The sequence below is a fragment of the Acinetobacter soli genome, assembly GCF_000760595.1.
Classification (GTDB): domain Bacteria; phylum Pseudomonadota; class Gammaproteobacteria; order Pseudomonadales; family Moraxellaceae; genus Acinetobacter; species Acinetobacter soli.
Genome location: NZ_BBNM01000011.1, coordinates 90,179 through 108,611, shown reverse-complemented (window position 1 = coordinate 108,611; position 18,433 = coordinate 90,179). Strand labels below are relative to the sequence as shown.

Below are 18,433 nucleotides of genomic sequence, written 5' to 3'. Positions count from 1 at the left end.
CTTCTTAAAAGGCACAGTGGATTTAAATGTACGTGGTGAGATCATCATTGATGAGCGTAACGAAACCAATGTGAAGGGTGTATTTGCTGCGGGTGACTGTACCACGGTACCGTACAAGCAGATTATTGTTGCAACAGGTGAAGGGGCTAAAGCCGCATTGTCTGCCTTTGATTATATTATTCGCAACGGTTAATCAACAATGATTCAAGGCATCCAGACGTAGAAGGTGCCTGAAACAAATTTTGAGTTTATAGGAACTGAATAGGCTAACGATTCAGTTCCTTTTTTTATTTAGCCTTTATCTCATAGGGTTAGCTCAGATTATATCGTTCTAAATTTACTTCAATATGTTCTGGTTTTGCGCTTGTCGTGTCGTAATTGAATCAATACCATCATTCTAAGTATCAAGCAAAGAAAGAGGGAAATATGTTAAATGCCAGTACACGACAACCTGTTTTTTTTATTTCTCACGGTGGTGGGCCATGGCCATGGATGCCTGAAGTTTTTGCAACAACCTATGCAAAACTGGCACAATCACTTTCTGGCTTACTCAAAACGTTGCCTCAAAGACCACAGGCAATTTTGATGGTTTCTGCACACTGGGAAGAGCAGGTCTTTACTGTCCAAACAGCGACTCAACCTGAGATGATTTATGACTATCGTGGTTTTCCTGCCCATACGTATCAGATTCATTATCCGTCTGCCGGATCTCCCGAGCTTGCCCATCAAGTGACGCAATTGCTTGAACAAAACGCTATTGCAGTAAAGACAGATGAGAGACGTGGATACGATCATGGTATGTTTTCTCCGATGCAGGTGATTAACCCTGCGGCAGATATTCCTGTGGTTCAGTTATCACTCAAAAAAGGCTTGAATCCGCAGGAGCATCTCGATTTAGGCCGGGCCTTGGCGCCCTTACGTGATCAAAATATTCTGATTGTTGGGAGTGGGTTAAGCTATCACAACCTAAGAATGTTTAATGCTCAAGCCACTGAACCTTCAAAAATGTTTGATCAGTGGTTGTATGAAAGCGTAGTGGAATGTCAGGGAGGCGAACGTCAGCAGCGACTGATCGATTGGCAGCAGGCACCCGCTGCGCGTATTGCACATCCACGGGAGGAGCATTTATTGCCGTTAATGGTGGCTGTGGGAGCGGCAGAAAACGAAAACGGTGCTCGTAATTATCATGAGTCTACTTTTATGGGTGGATTATCTGTATCGAGTTTTGTTTTTGGTAACACTTTGGGCAATACATAAGGCATAAAAAAACCGAGGATGTGTGACCTCGGTTTTTTTATGCGATTCAGAATTACTTTTCAACAAAGGCACGTTCAATCACGTAGTCGCCTAAAACACCCATACGTGGTGATTCTTTTAGGCCAGCTTTGTCGAGTAATGCAGCCACATCAGTTAGGAAGTGTGGACTACCGCAAAGCATTGCACGGTCTGTTTCTGGGTTAAATGGGGGTAAGCCAATTTTTTCAAAAATAGCGCCTGTTTCGATTGCAGTCGTTACACGGCCTTCATTTTCAAATGGCTCACGAGTAACGGTTGGGTAGTAAATCAATTTATTTTTGATATCGAGCTCTTCAAACCATTCATTGTTTGGCAGTTCGTTCAAAATTAAGTCTTGATAAGCCAGTTCACTGATCCAGCGTGTACCATGAACCAAAATCACTTTTTCAAACTTTTCGTAAGTTTCTGGATCACGAATCAATGATAAAAATGGTGCCAAACCTGTACCAGACGACAACAGATACAAGTTTTTACCCGGATTTAAATCGTCATGAACCAAAGTACCTGTTGGTTTTCTAGAAATCAGAATTTCGTCACCAACCTGTACTTTTTGCAAGATCGAAGTAAGTGGGCCGTCTTGTACTTTAATTGAAAAGAACTCAAGTTCTTCTTCATAATTGGCGCTGGCAATTGAGTAGGCACGCATTAATGGTTTGCCATTGACCTCAAGCCCGATCATTACGAACTGACCATTTTTAAAACGTAAGGCAACATCGCGCGTGGTTTTAAAACTAAACAGAGTGTCATTCCAGTGGTGAACATGGGTAATGCGTTCAACGTTAAAAGCAGCCATTAAAGGTCTCAATTACGATCAAAAGAAAACAGTATGCTATTCTAATCTAAAATCATTCTCGATAAACTGAATATATTTAATTGTGTTTATAAGAAAAAGTGATGATGATGTCGTTAACACTCCCGATCATAGGTACCATGCATTCGCCTTATATGGAAAAATTTGGTATTCCGCGGCAGCCGAATCTGGTTGAGGTCGAATCCTGTATAGAACTTCATGCGCCTTATGATGATGAGCTGGCATTTGAAGGAATCGAGTCATTTAGTCATTTATGGCTGTTGTGGCAATTTCACGATAACAAACACTCAAATGAGCCAGAGAAGTTTCGGGCACAGGTGCGTCCTCCTCGATTGGGCGGTAACAAGAAAATAGGCGTATTTGCGACCCGCAGCATGTATCGCCCATCACCAGTTGGCTTATCCGTCGTGAAATTTAAAGCACTTAAACGACAAGGTAAAACGCTTCGACTGTATGTCACGGGGAGTGACCTGTTGCATGGCACCCCGATTATTGATATTAAGCCTTACATTCATTATTCCGATGCCATTTTGGATGCCACCAGTGGCTATGCACAAGATCAACCTCCGCGAAAAATCGTGATTTGGCAAGACAATGCACAACAACAAAAACAGCAACTCACAGCGCTGCAATTGATGAATGAGCAATATGCAGCCGAACTGGAACAAGTATTATCACTTGATCCGCGTCCAGCATATCAAGATGATCCTTCACGTATATATAAAATGAAATTTGCCGGACTTGATGTGAGCTTTATAGTGAATGAATCGACGATTGAAATTATCGGACTGGATTCTTTAAATTGAGAACTTTAAGGACTGCTTGCATTCACGTTTGTGGGCATACATGGCCAGATCGGCATCTTTGCATGCCATGACCAGTCCCTTGGCAGGATGACGGATTGCATAGCCAACCGCAGCACTGATTTTGGCATCTAAAAAATGTTGAAGTAACCGACGTTGAAGCTGTTCCAAATCTTGAAGGTCAAGATTGAGCGTTAAGATGCCAAATTCATCGCCACCAAGACGTGCGACAAGATCCTGTTTGCGTAACGTACGCTTTAAAACCTGAGCAGCGTGTTGAATGTATTGATCACCACAATCATGACCCTCAAGATCATTTATTTTTTTGAGATCATTGAGATCAATCATGAATACAGCTGCTGTATTGCCATATAAACGGCAGCGTTCTTCTTCAGCAGCAATAAACTGCTCCCAGCCACGACGATTATAAACATGGGTCATACTGTCCATAATCGCTTCGGTTTGCAGACGTTCATGCTGGCGAATATGTTCATTTTCACGAATTTCACGCTGTAAGATATGACTCAGTAGGTTGCCGAACAATTCAACCAGCCCACCATCTTCAATAATTTTGTCAGATTTCGGCTGTGGGTCAATCGCACATAAGGTACCAAAAAGGCTACCATCTTCGTTGACTAAAGGTTGCCCAATATAAGCTTTAATGTTGACTTGCTGTGCAATCGGGGCTGACGCATAAAGCGGAATTTCTTCCGAGCGCGGCGCGATGCGTGGCGCTTTTCCCAACACCATGTGGGAGCAAAACGAATCTGCCCAGTTAAAAACCCGACCGGGTTTTACATCATAGCCGTGATCTTCAGATTGCAATACAATCCAGTCATTACCTTCAACGCGAGTGATCATCCAGAGATCAAAACCAAACTTTTGATGCAAATAATGCAAAACTGCTTGTCCGGCTTCCTGAAAGTTTTTAAATGCGCTAAACGCCATCTAGTCACCCGTACTTTTAAATGATATTTTTTTAATGCCTTAAGTAAGACTTTAAAGCAATTTTTACTCTATGCCTATCCTCTATACAAATGATCAACCAAATCGCGTGAGTTTTTGGATTATTCGCGTGTTGAACAGTCAACTCTGATATATTAAAAGTAGCGCTAGAGGGAAAATAATGACTTATAACTTTGAAATTGATACGGTTTGGTGCCTAGAAGAATTATTAAAAGCACACCGAATCAGTGAGCGAGACAAGTTGCTGGTACAAACAACCCAGCGCAATAAACAACAGATGAAATGGCATCCGTTGCAGTGGATTGCTCACTTTGGTTTAAAAGATCAACAACATTCTACGCAGAACATAGACTTACTGTGTCTAAGTCGCTGGTTGGCAGAAAAATCAGGATTGGCATTTTATTTAATTGATCCACTCAAAGCAGATGTAAATGCACTGACTGCGGTCATGTCGCAAGAGTTTGCCGAGCGTAATCAAATTTTAGCGGTTGAAGTACATGCTGATCGCGTAGTGATCGGAACCGATCAGCCTTTTCAAACCGACTGGCTTGCAAATTTAGAGCGCAGTCTGGCACCCAAGAAAATAGAGCGTGTGATCATTTCACCCGATCAGTTACAACGTTATTTACCCGAATATTATCAGGTGAGCCGAGCGGTTCATTCCTCAAAAAACAGTAAGAGTTATGAGCGTGAGAACAAGGGCGTTGAGGCGTTGCTTCAAATTGGCGATATGCAAAATCCAGATGCCAACGATCAGCACATCGTCAAACTGGTCGACTGGATTTTACAGTTTGCATTTGAACAAGGTGCCAGTGATATTCATTTAGAGCCAAGAAAAGAAAAAGGCAATGTACGCTTTCGAATCGATGGCGTACTCCACACGATTTATCATATGCCTGCAAATACGCTTTCAGCAGTGATTGCTCGGATTAAAATTCTGGGTCGCTTAAACGTGGCTGAAAAACGTAAACCCCAAGATGGACGTTTAAAAACCCGAACACCCAAAGGGCAGGAAACCGAACTACGTCTTTCAACCATGCCAACAGCATTTGGTGAAAAACTGGTGATGCGAATTTTTGATCCAGATGTGCTGGTTCGAAGTTTTGAAAAACTGGGTTTTCCCGATCAGCTTCTCAGCGAATGGCAAGCCTTGAGTCAAAATACACACGGTATTATCTTGGTGACAGGGCCGACTGGTTCGGGTAAAACCACAACGCTTTATTCATCGCTTAAAAAGCTGGCAACCGATCAAGTCAATGTATGTACCATTGAAGATCCTATTGAGATGCTGGAATCGAGTTTTAACCAGATGCAGGTGAATCATGCCATCGACTTAGACTTTGCCGAAGGTGTACGGGCACTGATGCGTCAAGATCCAGACATTATTATGGTGGGAGAAATTCGCGATCAGGATACCGCCAATATGGCAATACAGGCGGCACTGACGGGACATCTGGTACTGTCGACCTTACATACTAACGATGCGCCTTCTAGCCTGACTCGACTACACGATTTGGGTGTACAGCCTTTTTTAACTGCGGCTACGCTGCTGGGCGTGCTGGCACAGCGTTTGGTTCGACAGCTGTGTCCGCATTGTAAAGTGTCCACCTCGGTGAACTTGCAGCAATGGCAATATCTTACGGAAGGCTACGAGATTGATACGCCCGTTGAAATGTTTCAACCCGTTGGCTGCGAGCATTGTCGCCAAACGGGATATAAAGGTCGTATCGGGATCTATGAGTTGATGCCGATTGATCTGACGCTCAAGCAGTGGTTGAGTCATACAGATGATCTGGGCGAATTAAAGGCACAGCTCAAACAGCAAGGATTTGAGCCACTTCGAATTGCGGGTGCGAAAAAAGTATTGCAAGGCGTGACCAGTCTTGAAGAAGTATTACGTGTGGTTCCGCTCAGCTAAATATTGCAAATGATGCATCTTAAGATTCGCCTCATGTAATTTTGATTTACTACCATTATCAAATGAGCAGATCAGAGAGATGAAAATGAAACGTTTTGCCACATTAGTTTTAGCTTCAGGCCTATCCATTGCAGGCTTTAGTTATGCACAGCCCGTCAACCAGAGTGCTTTGGCACCAACGACCATCGTCAGTGTAAAAGATGCTTTAGGCTACAAAGATAACACGCCGGTTAAACTACAAGGGCAGGTGGTGAAGTCACTGGGCGATGAAAAATATCAATTTCGCGACAGAACGGGTTATATCACCGTCGATATCGACGATGAACTTTGGCAAGGGCGCCCGGTTTCACCAACAACACAACTCACATTGATAGGTGAAGTCGATATTGATTACAAGCCTACCAAGCGTGTTGAAATTGATGTCGATCAAATACAATTCTAAACTATTGTGTGCACAATCAATCTTGTAGCGTATAAACCGTATATCCTTTGTGGGATATACGGTTTTTTATTGTTTTGATGATTCCCCACGGTTTTTAGAGCACGATTAAAATGAGAATTTTGATTGCAGAAGATGATATATCGCAAGCAGAAAGTATAAAGTCATGGTTAGAACTTGATGGCTATACAGTAGATTGGGTTGAACGTGGCGATTATGCGATCGCTGCGATTGAACAGCATGAATACGATTGCATTTTATTAGATCGTGGCCTGCCCAAAGCAACAGGTGATCAGGTCTTAAATACTCTTCGTAAGCATCAATCTCAAACGCCGGTCATTCTGATTACCGCACGTGACAGTATTCAAGATCGTGTCGATGGCTTGGATTTGGGGGCAAACGATTACTTGGTGAAGCCGTTTAGTCTAGAAGAATTGTCTGCCCGCATTCGTAGTCATTTGCGTGCCAGTCAAAAACAATTAACAGATACCTTATGCTGGAAAGAGATTGAGCTGAATACACAGGCCAAATGGGTGAAAATTTCAGGGCATTTGATTGATTTAACTGCAAAAGAATTTAAGGTGCTGCATCGTATGATGCAAAATCCTGAGCGAGTGGTGACGCGCGAACAACTTGAAAATACCCTATATGCGTGGGGCGATGAGATTGAAAGTAATGCCATTGAAGTATTTATTTACCAGCTACGAAAAAAAATCGGATCGGGATATATCAAAACCATTCGCGGTTTAGGATATCGAATGAGTAAATAAATCCATGCCAAAATCATCGTCACTGCAAACTCGCCTGATACGTGGCACGCTGATCAGCAGTATCATTGCGGGGCTAATTGCTTTCGTGTTGCTGATCGCCATTACGGTGGTACACACCATGAATATTCAAGATGAGATCATGGACGAAGTATCCGATCTGCTTCTGGCTTCAGATCTGAATATTCCCTCAGCAAGAGATTTAAACGAGCTCACAGAAGAATTTGATTTGCAATACAGTCTCTACTGGAAAGGCCGAGAATTGGTGCATTCCGATCAGCATGAAGATATTCAACCTATCAACCTTTATGCTTCTGATTTTGATTATTTTTTTTATAAGGGTCAGCTCTGGCGTAGTTTACATGCGAGCAAGTCAGAAGCAGAGCTAAACGTGGTGGTGATTCAGCCATTAAGCGCACGCTTTTCAGAAATTTTTCAAAGTATATTTTGGTATGCCTTAGGGCTGGTGATCTTATGGATGATTCAATGGATCTTACTGAAATGGACCATTAAAAAGCAGTTATCGAGTTTAAGTGATCTGTCACATTCAATTGCACAGCGTTCGACAGAAAACCTTGAACCGATTCAGCAAGAGCCGCACAGCATTACCGAATTACAACCAGTTATAGATTCGCTCAACTCGTTATTGATTCGTCTTGAGCGTGCACTGAGTGCTGAACAGCGCTTTACCGCAGACGCTTCACATGAGCTGCGCTCGCCTATATCGGCGATACAAATGCGTGTACAGGTGATGCAGCGTAAATTTGCAGATATGAATGAGTTGAATGAGGATTTAAAGATCATCCAACATGATGTTCAGCGCAGCACGCGCATTTTGGAAAATCTCCTGTTACTTGCTCGCCTAGATCCATCACAAGCCGAAGAATTACCTAAAACTCAGCTTGATATGACCGTGTTGATGGAGGATGTGTATACACAACTTGAGAATTTTGCTCAAGCGAAAGCGATTCGATATACCGTGCATCAGTATGCACAAAGTACTCATGTTTACGGCAACTATGAGCTCATTTATACCTGTATGCGTAATGTATTAGATAATGCAATTCGCTATACGCCAGTCGGTGGGCAGATTGATGTTGAATTGCTCAATGAGCAGGATCATTTGATCATCAAAATACAAGATGAGGGCAATACACTTGATGCGGCCTTACTGACACAATTGGGTCAGCGATTTTTTCGGGCACTCGGCACAAAGCAACCCGGTACAGGTTTAGGTCTATCAATTACCAAAAAAATTATAGAACTTCATCAGGGACGGGTGGATTTTTCACTCTCAGCTCAAGGTGGATTGATTGTGAAATTGATTTTACCCAATGCATCATAAGAAAAAACCGTATGAATATTTGCATACGGTTTAATTTATTCTCACCACGATTGTTATTATTTTTTAACTCAAACTCTCGGTTTATTTAGTTAAGATTAAACGATTATTACGTGTCAGACGCAGGCGATATTCTTCTCCAGCATGCATAATTCGAATTTCGCGACCGAGGGCGAACAGATTGTTTGAATGTAGCATAGGTAATGATTGGGCTTCATTGTTACGTGTAAACAGGTTAAAAGGTGCGTTCATTGTTGTTGCTCCGTGGTATGTTTATTTAACGATTTAAATGATAATCATTATCGAATAGGCCTGTCAATTAAAATTTTAGCATTTTATAAAAAATAAAACTTCCTTACACTTCACGTAATAAATTGATCTCGAGAGAACTATGTTTAAACCCGTCGTAGACGTTGCTATTGGAATCTTGCTGCACAAAAATAAAGTATTGGTTGGGTGGCGACAAGCCAGTCAGCATCAGGGAAATAAACATGAATTTCCAGGCGGTAAAGTCGAGACACATGAACAGCCTGTCGATGCTTGTCGCAGAGAGATTTTTGAAGAAGTTGGGGTCGGATTATCAGACTGGCATTGCTTTGATGTGATTCATCACGAGTATGATGATGTCGTGGTGGTCTTACATTTATTTTCTGCTTATGTACCAGATAAATTGCTAGATTTGATCCAGCAGCCATGGTCATGGTATCACCGTGAAGAATTGCAGCAATTAAATTTTCCCGCCGCAAATCACTCAATCTTAGCGCGTCTGTCGTGGCCCAATATCATCAAGATTTCAAGTACTGAAATTGTGCCCAAAAAAGAGGAGCTAATTTACTGGCGCCCAGAACAGACTAATTCAAGTGAGGGTGTTTCACTCCAGTTCGAGTTAGATTCACACCACTATGCGTCGTACATCGTCAATCTAGAGCATTATTTACAACTTGATCCAGAGCAACAAAATAAGATTGGAAGCATTCATTTAAAACAATCTCAACTGATGCAGCTCAGTAAAGGCGATTTGATTTGTGGACGACGTTATATCGCTGCCTGTCATGATCTGGTGTCGATTCAGCAGGCACACAAAATTGGTTGTGATGCGATTTTGATCAGCCCGGTACAAGCCACCCAAACTCATCCAGATCAAGCCCCACTAGGCTGGGAGCGCTTTGAGCATCTGGCACAGCGCAGTCATCTGCCGGTTTTTGCTTTAGGTGGTATGCATCGTTCTATGCTCGATCTGGCGAAGAAGCACGGCGCATATGGTATTGCGGGCATTCGAAATATTTAAAATATAAAGCGAACAAACCACTACTGAAGTCTAAAGAGACTTCAGTGCCTGTTGGGCTTGTGCGATGGATTTACTGTTGTTTTGCTTCTGTGCTGCATTGAGAATATTCAGCCACAACTGTTTTTTCATGGCATTGGTTTGCGCAAAACTGAGCCCGCGCCTTGCCAGAGATTCACTTGAGGCATAGCGACCTTTCTGATTGGCCACCATTGCAAGAAATAAAAAGGTTTCTGGTGCCTGAGGCGCAAGGCGCTGTGCTTGGAGTGCGTAGCGCTCTGCGTCGTCCCATTGCATTTGGCTATAAGCTTGCTGGGTTTTTTGCATCAAGCTGCGAAAGGCGGGAAGCTGTTTGCCATCATTAAATTGCTGTGTCGCTTTTTGAGGAGGAACCACCACGCGCATCTTTTGTCGCTTGATTTGTTCTTCTTCATAAGGGGTAATTTTCACCCCAGACGGTGTCACAATCGATTTATCTTTAGGTTCATTTTGAGCAGCAGGGGAAGGTGCTTTGCTCTTGGATTGATCTGTGCCGGAGAGAGTTGAACACCCCACCAGCAAGACGGTTCCAAAAATAAAAAGACTCTGTTTTAGCATTGTTACTCTCATCATGAATTAATAGCCGTAGCTACCGCTAGATATAACTTTATTTTGCGATAGATCTTCTTGCATCTGATTTTCACTGTCATTGATGTATTGATCCATGTTGTCGCCATTATTTTGGCTTGGATCTTCATCGGACATAGGTGCGCTTACTGGTGCAGATTGATAATACGGATAAGCACATGAGGTTGCTTGGTGCGGCACAGTAGAGCGCAACATTGGAATATACATTGCACCGCCACAGCCTTGAGCAGACAAATTACCAGATGCAACATCAATCCATTGCCACTGCACATCATCGGTCTGTTTTAGATTCACGGGTTGCTGGCGAAGCTGACGCATAACGTTGGTCCATACAGGTAGGGCACCCGATGAGCCTGTTAAGCCAGTCACTTTGTTATTGTCTAAGCCAAGCCAGACCACAGCCACGTAATTGCCAGAATAACCAGCAAACCACGAGTCGCGTGTATCGTTGGTTGTGCCTGATTTTCCAGCCAGTTTAAGTGAACTTGGAAGCGAGTTATATGCAGAGCGACCCGTACCCGAAGCCATGACCTGTTGTAAGCCATAATTGAGTACATAGGCAGATGAAGGCTCAATGGTTTGTTCAACATTTAAACCAAAACGCTCTAAAACCTTACCGTTAGCATCGACCACCGAACGAATAGCGCGGGTTGGATACTTAAAGCCACCTGTTGCAAAGTTACTGTAAATACTGAGCATTTCCATCGGTGACATATTCACCGCACCTAAGAACACAGATGGATAAGATGGTATTTCAGAGGTCACACCAAATTTTTTCAATTTATTGGTAAATGCTGAAACACCAAATTCTTGCCCTAAACGCACTGCCGATAAGTTGTAAGAGTTGGCAAGGGCTTGTGCCATAGTGACTTCGCCGTGCTCACCGCCACTATAGTTTTTCGGTGTCCAGCTTTGGTCACTGCCAGTAGGAACATTGACTGCTCTGTCTTGAATACGACTTGCCCAATTATAACGACCAGATTCAATTGCATTGAGGTAAATGACAGGTTTAAGTAATGAACCTACCTGACGCTTGGCATCGACAGCACGGTTGAAGCCTGTAAAGTCTTGTGTCGAGCCAACGGCAGCAACTAATTCCCCATTTTCAGGGTGAGAGACCAATACAGCACCTTGCAAATCACGTAAGCGCGATGGATTACCCTTGGCAAGCTGACCGACAGAGGCTTTGAAAGCGTCTTGAATACGTGTTTGCGCGATTGGATCAAGCGTTGTAAAAATACGCAAACCTTGATTGGTCAAATCGGTTTCTTGATATTCAGAACGCAATTGACGACGCACAATATCGAGAAAATCTGGAAACTTTGCTGTGCCTACGCTTGGTTTAGACAATACACCAAGTGGGCGTGCACTTTCTTGCTCATATTCTGCTTGGCTCAAATAGCCCATGACCAGCATATTGTTCAGTACAGTATTACGACGTTTTAAAGCACCTTCTGGATTGCGCCAAGGATTATACAAAGACGGGCCTTGCACCAGTCCGACCAGATAGGCTTGCTGCGCGACATTCAGTTCACGTAAAGGCAATCCAAAGTAGAATTGTGAAGCCAGTCCGTAACCATTAATCGAGTAGTTGCCGTTTTGACCCAGATTGACTTCATTTAAATAAGCTTCAAGGATTTCATCTTTATTGTAATGAAGCTCAAGTAATAAAGACATTAATGCTTCATTCACCTTACGTTTTAAGGTTCGTTCCGGGCTTAAATAAAAGTTTTTAACCAACTGTTGGGTCAGTGTAGAGCCACCCTGACGCTTACCGCCCGTCACATTACTGACCAGTGCACGTGCAGTTCCGCGAATTGAAAGTCCATGATGATGATAGAAGTTACGGTCTTCCGTGGCAATCAGTGCCTCAATAAGCGTTTTTGGTACTTTATTGAGTTTAATCAGAACGCGGTCTTCGTTATGCTGTGGGTATATCCCACCAATCAACATCGGTTCTAAGCGCGCAATACCCGTACTAGATGGCTTGGTTGCCCGCACGTCAGTCACCTGATCGGCACTAAAAGTCACTTCAAGTACTTGTTCTGGTTCACTGCTATCACCAAAATCAAAGCCACGAGTATGCACATACATGCTACTACCCTGATTGACGTAGCTTCCAGGTTTGGTGTAGCTATCTGAACTCTTATAACCGAGCATATTCAGCTCTTGGGTAAAGTTGGCTTGTGAAATAGAAGCATTGGTGTAAATTTCGAGTGGCCGTGCAAATACCTTGGCGGGAATATCCCAGCGTTGGCCTTCAAATTTGTTTCGTATAACCGTGTCTAGGCGAATCACATAAATACTAAATGCAATAAAACCGCCAATCACAAGAACGGAAAAAATAAGCGCAAAAAAACCTATGCCGCGTTCAAACTTCATAAATCTGTCATAAAAAATTCAATCTAGTTTGCCAATCATGCGATAGCTATACAGGCATTGCAATGATAAAACTGTGAACAGATAGAAAAAGTCTAAATTCATGAAAATCTGATTGATATTTCTTTTGTTTTGCAGAATTAAAAAGCAAAATAAAAGTCGTTAACACAATTTATGAATAAAATATGAAGCCATAACATCTCTGTGCTCATTCAGTTTTGTACTGAAATGATGAGCTTAAGAGAGTGGGGTCGCCATCTTGAACAGCATTTTCATAAAGTTATGCTATATTAATTTGTCAAATCACATGCTGAATGTTGATGAATAGCGGGTGAGATCATAAGGTGATACGTTGTAACGCGATTAGATTTGCGATCACCAAATTTTTGGCTCAGCTCAATTTAACCGATAGGCATATATAAGGCATCCAATGCAATCTGCTAATCTTTCGTCCGCCAAATCTTTTCGAAACATAGGTTTGATTGGCCGCCCCGATAAAATATCTGTAGTTGAAACTCTTTGTTTGATTTATGATCATTTAAGAGGTTTAGGTCTGCATGTGATCTTTGATCAACAAACCGCAGAACTTGTCCCTTACAACAATGTCCAAACTGCTAGTCGCTCGTTATTGGGTGAGGTGGTGGACTTAGTGATTGTGGTGGGTGGCGATGGTTCACTCCTGCATGCTGCACGAGCACTGGTGCGCCATCATACGCCAGTCATTGGCATTAACCGCGGGCGGTTAGGGTTTTTAACGGATATCCGCCCTGCGGATGTTTTGTTTAAGCTTGATCAGGTATTGCAAGGTCATTTTCAGCTTGATCGCCGTTTCTTGCTCGAAATTGAAGTGCGTACCAAAGGGGAAACCCATTATGATGCCATCGCACTCAATGACATCGTGCTGCACTCAGGAAAATCAGTGCACATGATCGATTTTGATCTGCAAATTGACGGTCAATTTGTATATCGTCAACATAGTGATGGTTTGATTGTTTCGACACCAACCGGTTCGACAGCCTATGCACTGTCAGGTGGTGGTCCTATTTTACATCCAAGCATGGATGCGATTGCGCTCGTTCCAATGCATCCACATACGTTGTCTTCTCGCCCGATTGTGGTAGGTGGACAAAGTGAAATCAAACTAACCATTCGTGAAAATCGTGTTTTACCGATGGTAAGTGCTGATGGTCAACATAGTGTCTCACTCAATGTGGGAGACTGTGTACATATCCGTAAACATCCGTTTAAACTAAACCTGTTGCATCCACCTGGTTATGATTTTTATATGGCGTGTCGTACCAAGCTGGGATGGAATCAAGATTTTGACTTAATCAAAGAGCAGGATGACTCATGAATATTGAACAAATGCTTAACGTATTAGATCCAGAGATCGTTCAGCGCTTAAAAACAGCAGTTGAGATTGGCAAATGGCCCAATGGCGTCGCGCTTACAGCTGAACAAAGACAAATCTGCATGCAGGCCGTGATGGTGTGGGAACACCAGAACTTGCCAGAGGAAGAGCGCTCGGGATACATTGACCGTGGCAGCAAAGAAGAAGGTGAAGAATGTGATGATGACCATCACAAAAACGAGCCTGAATTTAAACCCATTCGATTCGTATAAATCCAAAAAGCCCAGAATTCACTGGGCTTTTTTAATCTTTAATATTATTTTTTAAAGCGATCTAACCATAACGCCTTTGCCTGAAGCATCGCGTTTTCATAGCTATCACAGACATTCATGGTATAGAGCGCAATCCCGATGGTTTCAGTCACCGCGATTTCACCATATTCATGCGTTTGCTGCCCTAACCAGACTGCTTTAAAGGTTTCTAGATTCAGTTCATCTTCGATGGGACTACGCTCGGGAGTGAGCTTGGGTAATTCGTGTTCATAGAGTTCACCCGATCTAATACCGCAAATGAGTGTTTTGGCATCAGGGTTACGTTCGAATTCGCCACCTTCACCTTTAATTACAGCACTATTTTGATAGCCGAGCTGAAAGGCAGTGCGCTGGTGCGAAGCACGATAAGCAGGATGAAAAATCGCCTGTAAAGTTGCTTTTGCATTAAATGGATTAATGAGTCGGGCCAGAGTATGAACAGGAGAACGAAGTCCCATCACGTTACGAAGAGAAATCAGATCACTCAGTACAGGCGAAATCACATCTAAAGGTAAATAGGCAAAGTGCTGCTGAGCAAGTTGCTGCTTCACGTCTTGTTGGTTTTGACAGATCGGATAACCCAAAAACTCCAGAACTTGTTCGGTATAAACACGGTTGAGTGTATGCCCGGAAGCACCATGCATCACAATGTTATACCCATGATGTGCAAGGGTGAGAGCAGCAAGCAAAAACCATGGATAATGTTTACGTTTACCTGCGTAAGATGACCAATCCAAATCGACATCAAGAGCTTCAAAATTAAGTTGGTCACGCGTGGCCTGAACAAATCCACTCAGTTCATCGACCGATTCTTCCTTGACCCGCAGTAACATTAAAAAAGCACCCAGCTGAACATCAAGAACCTCACCCTTTAAAATCATGGTGAAAGCTTGATAAGCTTCGTCATAACTTAAAGATCGAGAGCCTGTTTTGCCTTTCCCCAAGATTCTTACGTACTGCGCAAAGGGATGTTCAGCATCTCGATAAAGGTTTTTTTTCGTATTCATATCTTTTTTGATATTTCATAAGGAAATGGATTTCCTCACTATGACATAAAAATTAAATGAATGGATCGCGAAATATTCTATTAGACTAATGTCTAACTTAATTTTGATCAAAATATAGCCATTAAATTGATTGCTTCATCGACTATTTGACTAATTGCAGTAAACTTTTCACGCTTAAAAAATTATTTATTTTTTTTTAATGATCTCCTTGTTTATGTTTCGTAAATCTTGATAATAGGTTGAGATTTTGATACTGAACATTTTTTGAAAACATATTGTTTTCACATCGAGGAAAAGTATTTTTTGTCTGACAAAATTTACTTTGCTTTTGCAGCATGACATCAGGAACCGTTGTTTGTGCTGTAAGGGACTAAAGGGCTGTCTATATCGACGATATAGATTTTTTCATTTGCATATTTCTAAGGATTTAGAAATACAGATTGAAGTAAAGTTATGGCTAAAAAACCAATTTATAAGTCTCTATATTTCCAAGTGATTGTTGCTATTATCGCAGGTATCTTGGTTGGACACTTTTACCCTAGTTCAAATGTAGTCGTTGATGGAGTCAAGGAACATATTCCAGGTTTAGGTGAGCAACTTAAACCACTTGGTGACGCATTCATTAAGCTGATCAAAATGATCATCGCACCTGTCATCTTCTGTACTGTGGTCAGTGGTATCGCGGGTATGGAAAGCATGAAATCTGTAGGTAAAACAGGTGGTGTGGCTTTACTGTACTTTGAAGTGGTATCGACCATTGCATTGTTGATCGGTTTGCTGGTGATTAACGTCGTCAAACCTGGTGTTGGCATGAACGTTGATCCAGCATCTCTGGATACATCTGGTATTGCAAAATATGTATCTTCAGGTGAGTCGCAGTCGACCATCGAATTTTTGATGCATATTATTCCAGATACCGTCGTCGGTGCATTTGCAAATGGCGAGATTCTTCAAGTTTTGATGTTTGCCATTTTATTTGGTTTTGCGCTACATAAACTTGGTGATGCTGGACGTCCTGTACTTAAATTCATTGACCAAGTGTCGCATGTATTCTTCAACATCGTAAATATGATAATGAAGCTTGCGCCAATCGGTGCATTTGGTGCGATGGCATTTACCATTGGTAAGTACGGTGTGGGTACACTGGTACAGCTTGGCCAGTTGATTATCTGCTTCTATATCACTTGTTTACTGTTTATCTTCATTATTTTGGGAACGATTAGCCGTATCTGTGGTTTTAGTATCTTGAAAATGATTCGCTTAATCCGCGAAGAGTTGCTGATTGTACTGGGTACATCTTCTTCTGAATCTGTACTGCCACGTATGTTGCGTAAACTGGAAATCGCAGGCTGTGAAAAATCAGTCGTGGGTCTGGTGATTCCAACAGGTTATTCGTTTAACCTTGATGGTACATCGATTTACCTGACTATGGCGGCAATCTTTATTGCTCAGGCGACCAATACACCACTCGATGTTCAACATCAGATTACCTTGCTTCTTGTGCTTTTGATTTCATCAAAAGGCGCAGCAGGTGTAACAGGTTCTGGCTTTATTGTGATGGCAGCAACTTTGTCGGCAGTTGGACATATTCCGGTTGCGGGCTTGGCACTTATTTTGGGTATCGACCGCTTCATGTCAGAGGCTCGTGCATTGACTAACCTTACAGGTAACACGCTTGCGACCATTGCGGTAGCGAAGTGGGTGGGTGCATTAGACAAAGACAAACTCAATGAAGCATTGAATAATCCAGCTGAAGTTGATCGTAAAATGCTTGAAACAGACAATCCTGCGCACGCATGATAGATGTATAAAGTTAAAAAAGGAGGCATGAGCCTCCTTTTTTTATTCGATTTTTATCCGACTGAAGCGTTCAGTGCTTTTGTGGGCACAAGGCATGACAGTGTTAGCAAAACTGTTTAGCATGCAATAGATGGATATTTGAAAACAAAAAATTGAGGATAAGTGATGTTGCCATATGATGCCGAATTAGAATTATTCCGTGACAATTTCAAACGCTATATGAAAGAACATATCGCGCCACATTATGATCAATGGGAGCGTGAAGGAATCATGCCTAGATCGATTTGGAATAGTCTGGGCGAAAATGGTTTTTTATGTATAGATTTACCTGAAGAATATGGTGGCTATGGTGTTCCCACGTATTACTCACTGATGTTAGTTGAAGAGTCTGCCAGAGCGGGCTATGGTGCACTGTCTACAGCAATCTCGTGTCACTCTGAAATTGCTGCACCGTATATTTTAAATATTGGTAGCGAAGCACAAAAACAGTACTGGTTACCCAAAATGGCAACTGGCGAAGTGGTAGGTGCAATCGGTATGACCGAACCGGGAGCAGGTTCGGATGTACAAGCCATGCGCACGACAGCGATTTTAGATGGCGAACATTATATATTAAATGGATCCAAAACATTTATTTCAAACGGCCAACATGCCGATCTTGTGGTTTTAGCAGTAAAAACCGATCCTCAGGCGCGTGCTAAAGGTGTATCGCTGCTGTTGGCAGATACGCATCTCGAAGGCTTCAAAAAAGGGACGAATCTGGAAAAAATCGGTTTGCATTCACAAGATACTTCGGAGTTGTTTTTCGATAACGTCCAAATACCCAAAGATCAATTGCTAGGACAAGCCGGCCAAGGATTTAACTACTTGATGCAAGAGCTACCACGTGAGCGAACCTCCATTGCGGCTACCGCACTCGGAGCAATCCGCGGTGCAATTGATATTACAACGGCATATATCAAAGAGCGTCAGGCATTTGGTCAACCCATTGCAAATTTTCAAAATACTCGTTTCGTGATGGCGCAAGCCAAAATTGACGAGTTGGCGACCGCAGCATTTTATGAGCGTAATGTCAGTTTGTATCAACAGGGGCAGCTCGATGTAGAAACAGCAGCCGCATTAAAAAGCTTTAGTACAGATATGCAAATGAAAGTTGCCGATAATTTGCTCCAGCTCTTTGGTGGATATGGCTATATGGCCGAGTATCCAATTTCACGTTTCTTTGTGGATGCGCGTATCCAACGTATTTATGGCGGAACCAATGAAATTATGAAAGAAATTGTAGCACGCGGAATTTTAGGAAAAGTATAAGACCAACATTGACTGGAATC

At 42.5% G+C, this 18,433-nt stretch carries 18 protein-coding genes; 12 read left to right on the top strand and 6 right to left on the bottom strand.

Features of this window, described 5'->3' with window-relative positions:
• Both Aso01_RS13000 and Aso01_RS12995 read left to right on the top strand, forming a co-directional pair.
• Nucleotides 1-193 (top strand): FAD-dependent oxidoreductase (locus Aso01_RS13000; RefSeq protein ID WP_042065499.1); only part of this gene is annotated, 193 nt, incomplete at its 5' end.
• 233 nt (nt 194-426) lie between these two features.
• Complete coding sequence (locus tag Aso01_RS12995; RefSeq protein ID WP_004938454.1) at nt 427-1,257, top strand: DODA-type extradiol aromatic ring-opening family dioxygenase; 831 nt, start codon at nt 427-429, stop codon at nt 1,255-1,257.
• Between the two features lie 52 nt (nt 1,258-1,309).
• On the opposite strand, the gene Aso01_RS12990 is transcribed toward Aso01_RS12995, so the two are convergent.
• Complete coding sequence (locus Aso01_RS12990) at nt 1,310-2,089, bottom strand: ferredoxin--NADP reductase (protein ID WP_004938452.1); 780 nt, start codon at nt 2,087-2,089, stop codon at nt 1,310-1,312.
• Nucleotides 2,090-2,193: 104 nt separating this feature from the next.
• Between Aso01_RS12990 and tsaA the strand changes: the two genes are divergently transcribed.
• Nucleotides 2,194-2,913, top strand: coding sequence for a tRNA (N6-threonylcarbamoyladenosine(37)-N6)-methyltransferase TrmO (tsaA, locus tag Aso01_RS12985; protein WP_039910079.1), 720 nt, complete (start codon nt 2,194-2,196; stop codon nt 2,911-2,913).
• Here the strand turns inward: tsaA and Aso01_RS12980 are convergent.
• Complete coding sequence (locus Aso01_RS12980; RefSeq protein ID WP_004938445.1) at nt 2,905-3,858, bottom strand: sensor domain-containing diguanylate cyclase; 954 nt, start codon at nt 3,856-3,858, stop codon at nt 2,905-2,907. The genes tsaA and Aso01_RS12980 overlap by 9 nt on opposite strands.
• 178 nt (nt 3,859-4,036) lie before the next feature.
• Between Aso01_RS12980 and tfpB the strand changes: the two genes are divergently transcribed.
• The 4 genes from tfpB to Aso01_RS12960 all read left to right on the top strand — a co-directional run bounded on the left by tfpB (nt 4,037) and on the right by Aso01_RS12960 (nt 8,345).
• Nucleotides 4,037-5,794: a type IV pilus assembly ATPase TfpB gene (gene tfpB / locus Aso01_RS12975; protein ID WP_004938441.1), complete on the top strand. Its 1,758-nt coding sequence runs from the start codon at nt 4,037-4,039 to the stop codon at nt 5,792-5,794.
• An 85-nt stretch (nt 5,795-5,879) separates the two neighbouring features.
• Nucleotides 5,880-6,236 (top strand): NirD/YgiW/YdeI family stress tolerance protein, encoded by a 357-nt coding sequence (locus tag Aso01_RS12970; protein ID WP_004938439.1) that lies wholly within the window; start codon nt 5,880-5,882, stop codon nt 6,234-6,236.
• Nucleotides 6,237-6,346: 110 nt separating this feature from the next.
• Nucleotides 6,347-7,003 (top strand): response regulator transcription factor, encoded by a 657-nt coding sequence (locus Aso01_RS12965; protein ID WP_004938437.1) that lies wholly within the window; start codon nt 6,347-6,349, stop codon nt 7,001-7,003.
• Between the two features lie 4 nt (nt 7,004-7,007).
• A complete protein-coding gene (locus tag Aso01_RS12960; RefSeq protein ID WP_004938435.1) occupies nt 7,008-8,345 on the top strand; it encodes a sensor histidine kinase in 1,338 nt (445 codons plus the stop codon).
• Between the two features lie 81 nt (nt 8,346-8,426).
• Here the strand turns inward: Aso01_RS12960 and hemP are convergent, their stop codons facing one another.
• Complete coding sequence (gene hemP / locus Aso01_RS12955) at nt 8,427-8,594, bottom strand: hemin uptake protein HemP (protein WP_004938433.1); 168 nt, start codon at nt 8,592-8,594, stop codon at nt 8,427-8,429.
• A 139-nt stretch (nt 8,595-8,733) separates the two neighbouring features.
• Between hemP and Aso01_RS12950 the strand changes: the two genes are divergently transcribed.
• A complete protein-coding gene (locus tag Aso01_RS12950; RefSeq protein ID WP_004938431.1) occupies nt 8,734-9,630 on the top strand; it encodes a thiamine phosphate synthase in 897 nt (298 codons plus the stop codon).
• A 30-nt stretch (nt 9,631-9,660) separates the two neighbouring features.
• Here the strand turns inward: Aso01_RS12950 and Aso01_RS12945 are convergent, their stop codons facing one another.
• Together Aso01_RS12945 and mrcB are read right to left on the bottom strand one after the other, a co-directional pair.
• Complete coding sequence (locus tag Aso01_RS12945) at nt 9,661-10,224, bottom strand: tetratricopeptide repeat protein (protein ID WP_004938429.1); 564 nt, start codon at nt 10,222-10,224, stop codon at nt 9,661-9,663.
• A gap of 18 nt (nt 10,225-10,242) precedes the next feature.
• Nucleotides 10,243-12,636, bottom strand: a complete 2,394-nt coding sequence (mrcB, locus tag Aso01_RS12940; protein ID WP_004938426.1) for a penicillin-binding protein 1B — start codon at nt 12,634-12,636, stop codon at nt 10,243-10,245.
• A gap of 427 nt (nt 12,637-13,063) precedes the next feature.
• Between mrcB and Aso01_RS12935 the strand changes: the two genes are divergently transcribed.
• Complete coding sequence (locus Aso01_RS12935; RefSeq protein ID WP_004938422.1) at nt 13,064-13,987, top strand: NAD(+) kinase; 924 nt, start codon at nt 13,064-13,066, stop codon at nt 13,985-13,987.
• Complete coding sequence (locus Aso01_RS12930; RefSeq protein WP_004938419.1) at nt 13,984-14,256, top strand: YeaC family protein; 273 nt, start codon at nt 13,984-13,986, stop codon at nt 14,254-14,256. Before Aso01_RS12935 ends, Aso01_RS12930 begins: the two co-directional genes overlap by 4 nt.
• A gap of 44 nt (nt 14,257-14,300) precedes the next feature.
• On the opposite strand, the gene Aso01_RS12925 is transcribed toward Aso01_RS12930, so the two are convergent.
• On the bottom strand, nt 14,301-15,302 hold the full coding sequence (locus Aso01_RS12925) for a glycosyl transferase family protein (protein WP_004938417.1): 1,002 nt from the start codon (nt 15,300-15,302) through the stop codon (nt 14,301-14,303).
• 453 nt (nt 15,303-15,755) lie between these two features.
• On the opposite strand from Aso01_RS12925, the gene Aso01_RS12920 reads away from it, so the two are divergent.
• On the top strand, nt 15,756-17,102 hold the full coding sequence (locus Aso01_RS12920) for a dicarboxylate/amino acid:cation symporter (protein ID WP_004938414.1): 1,347 nt from the start codon (nt 15,756-15,758) through the stop codon (nt 17,100-17,102).
• 165 nt (nt 17,103-17,267) lie between these two features.
• Nucleotides 17,268-18,413, top strand: a complete 1,146-nt coding sequence (locus Aso01_RS12915) for an acyl-CoA dehydrogenase family protein (RefSeq protein WP_004938410.1) — start codon at nt 17,268-17,270, stop codon at nt 18,411-18,413.
• Nucleotides 18,414-18,433 lie beyond the last annotated feature (20 nt).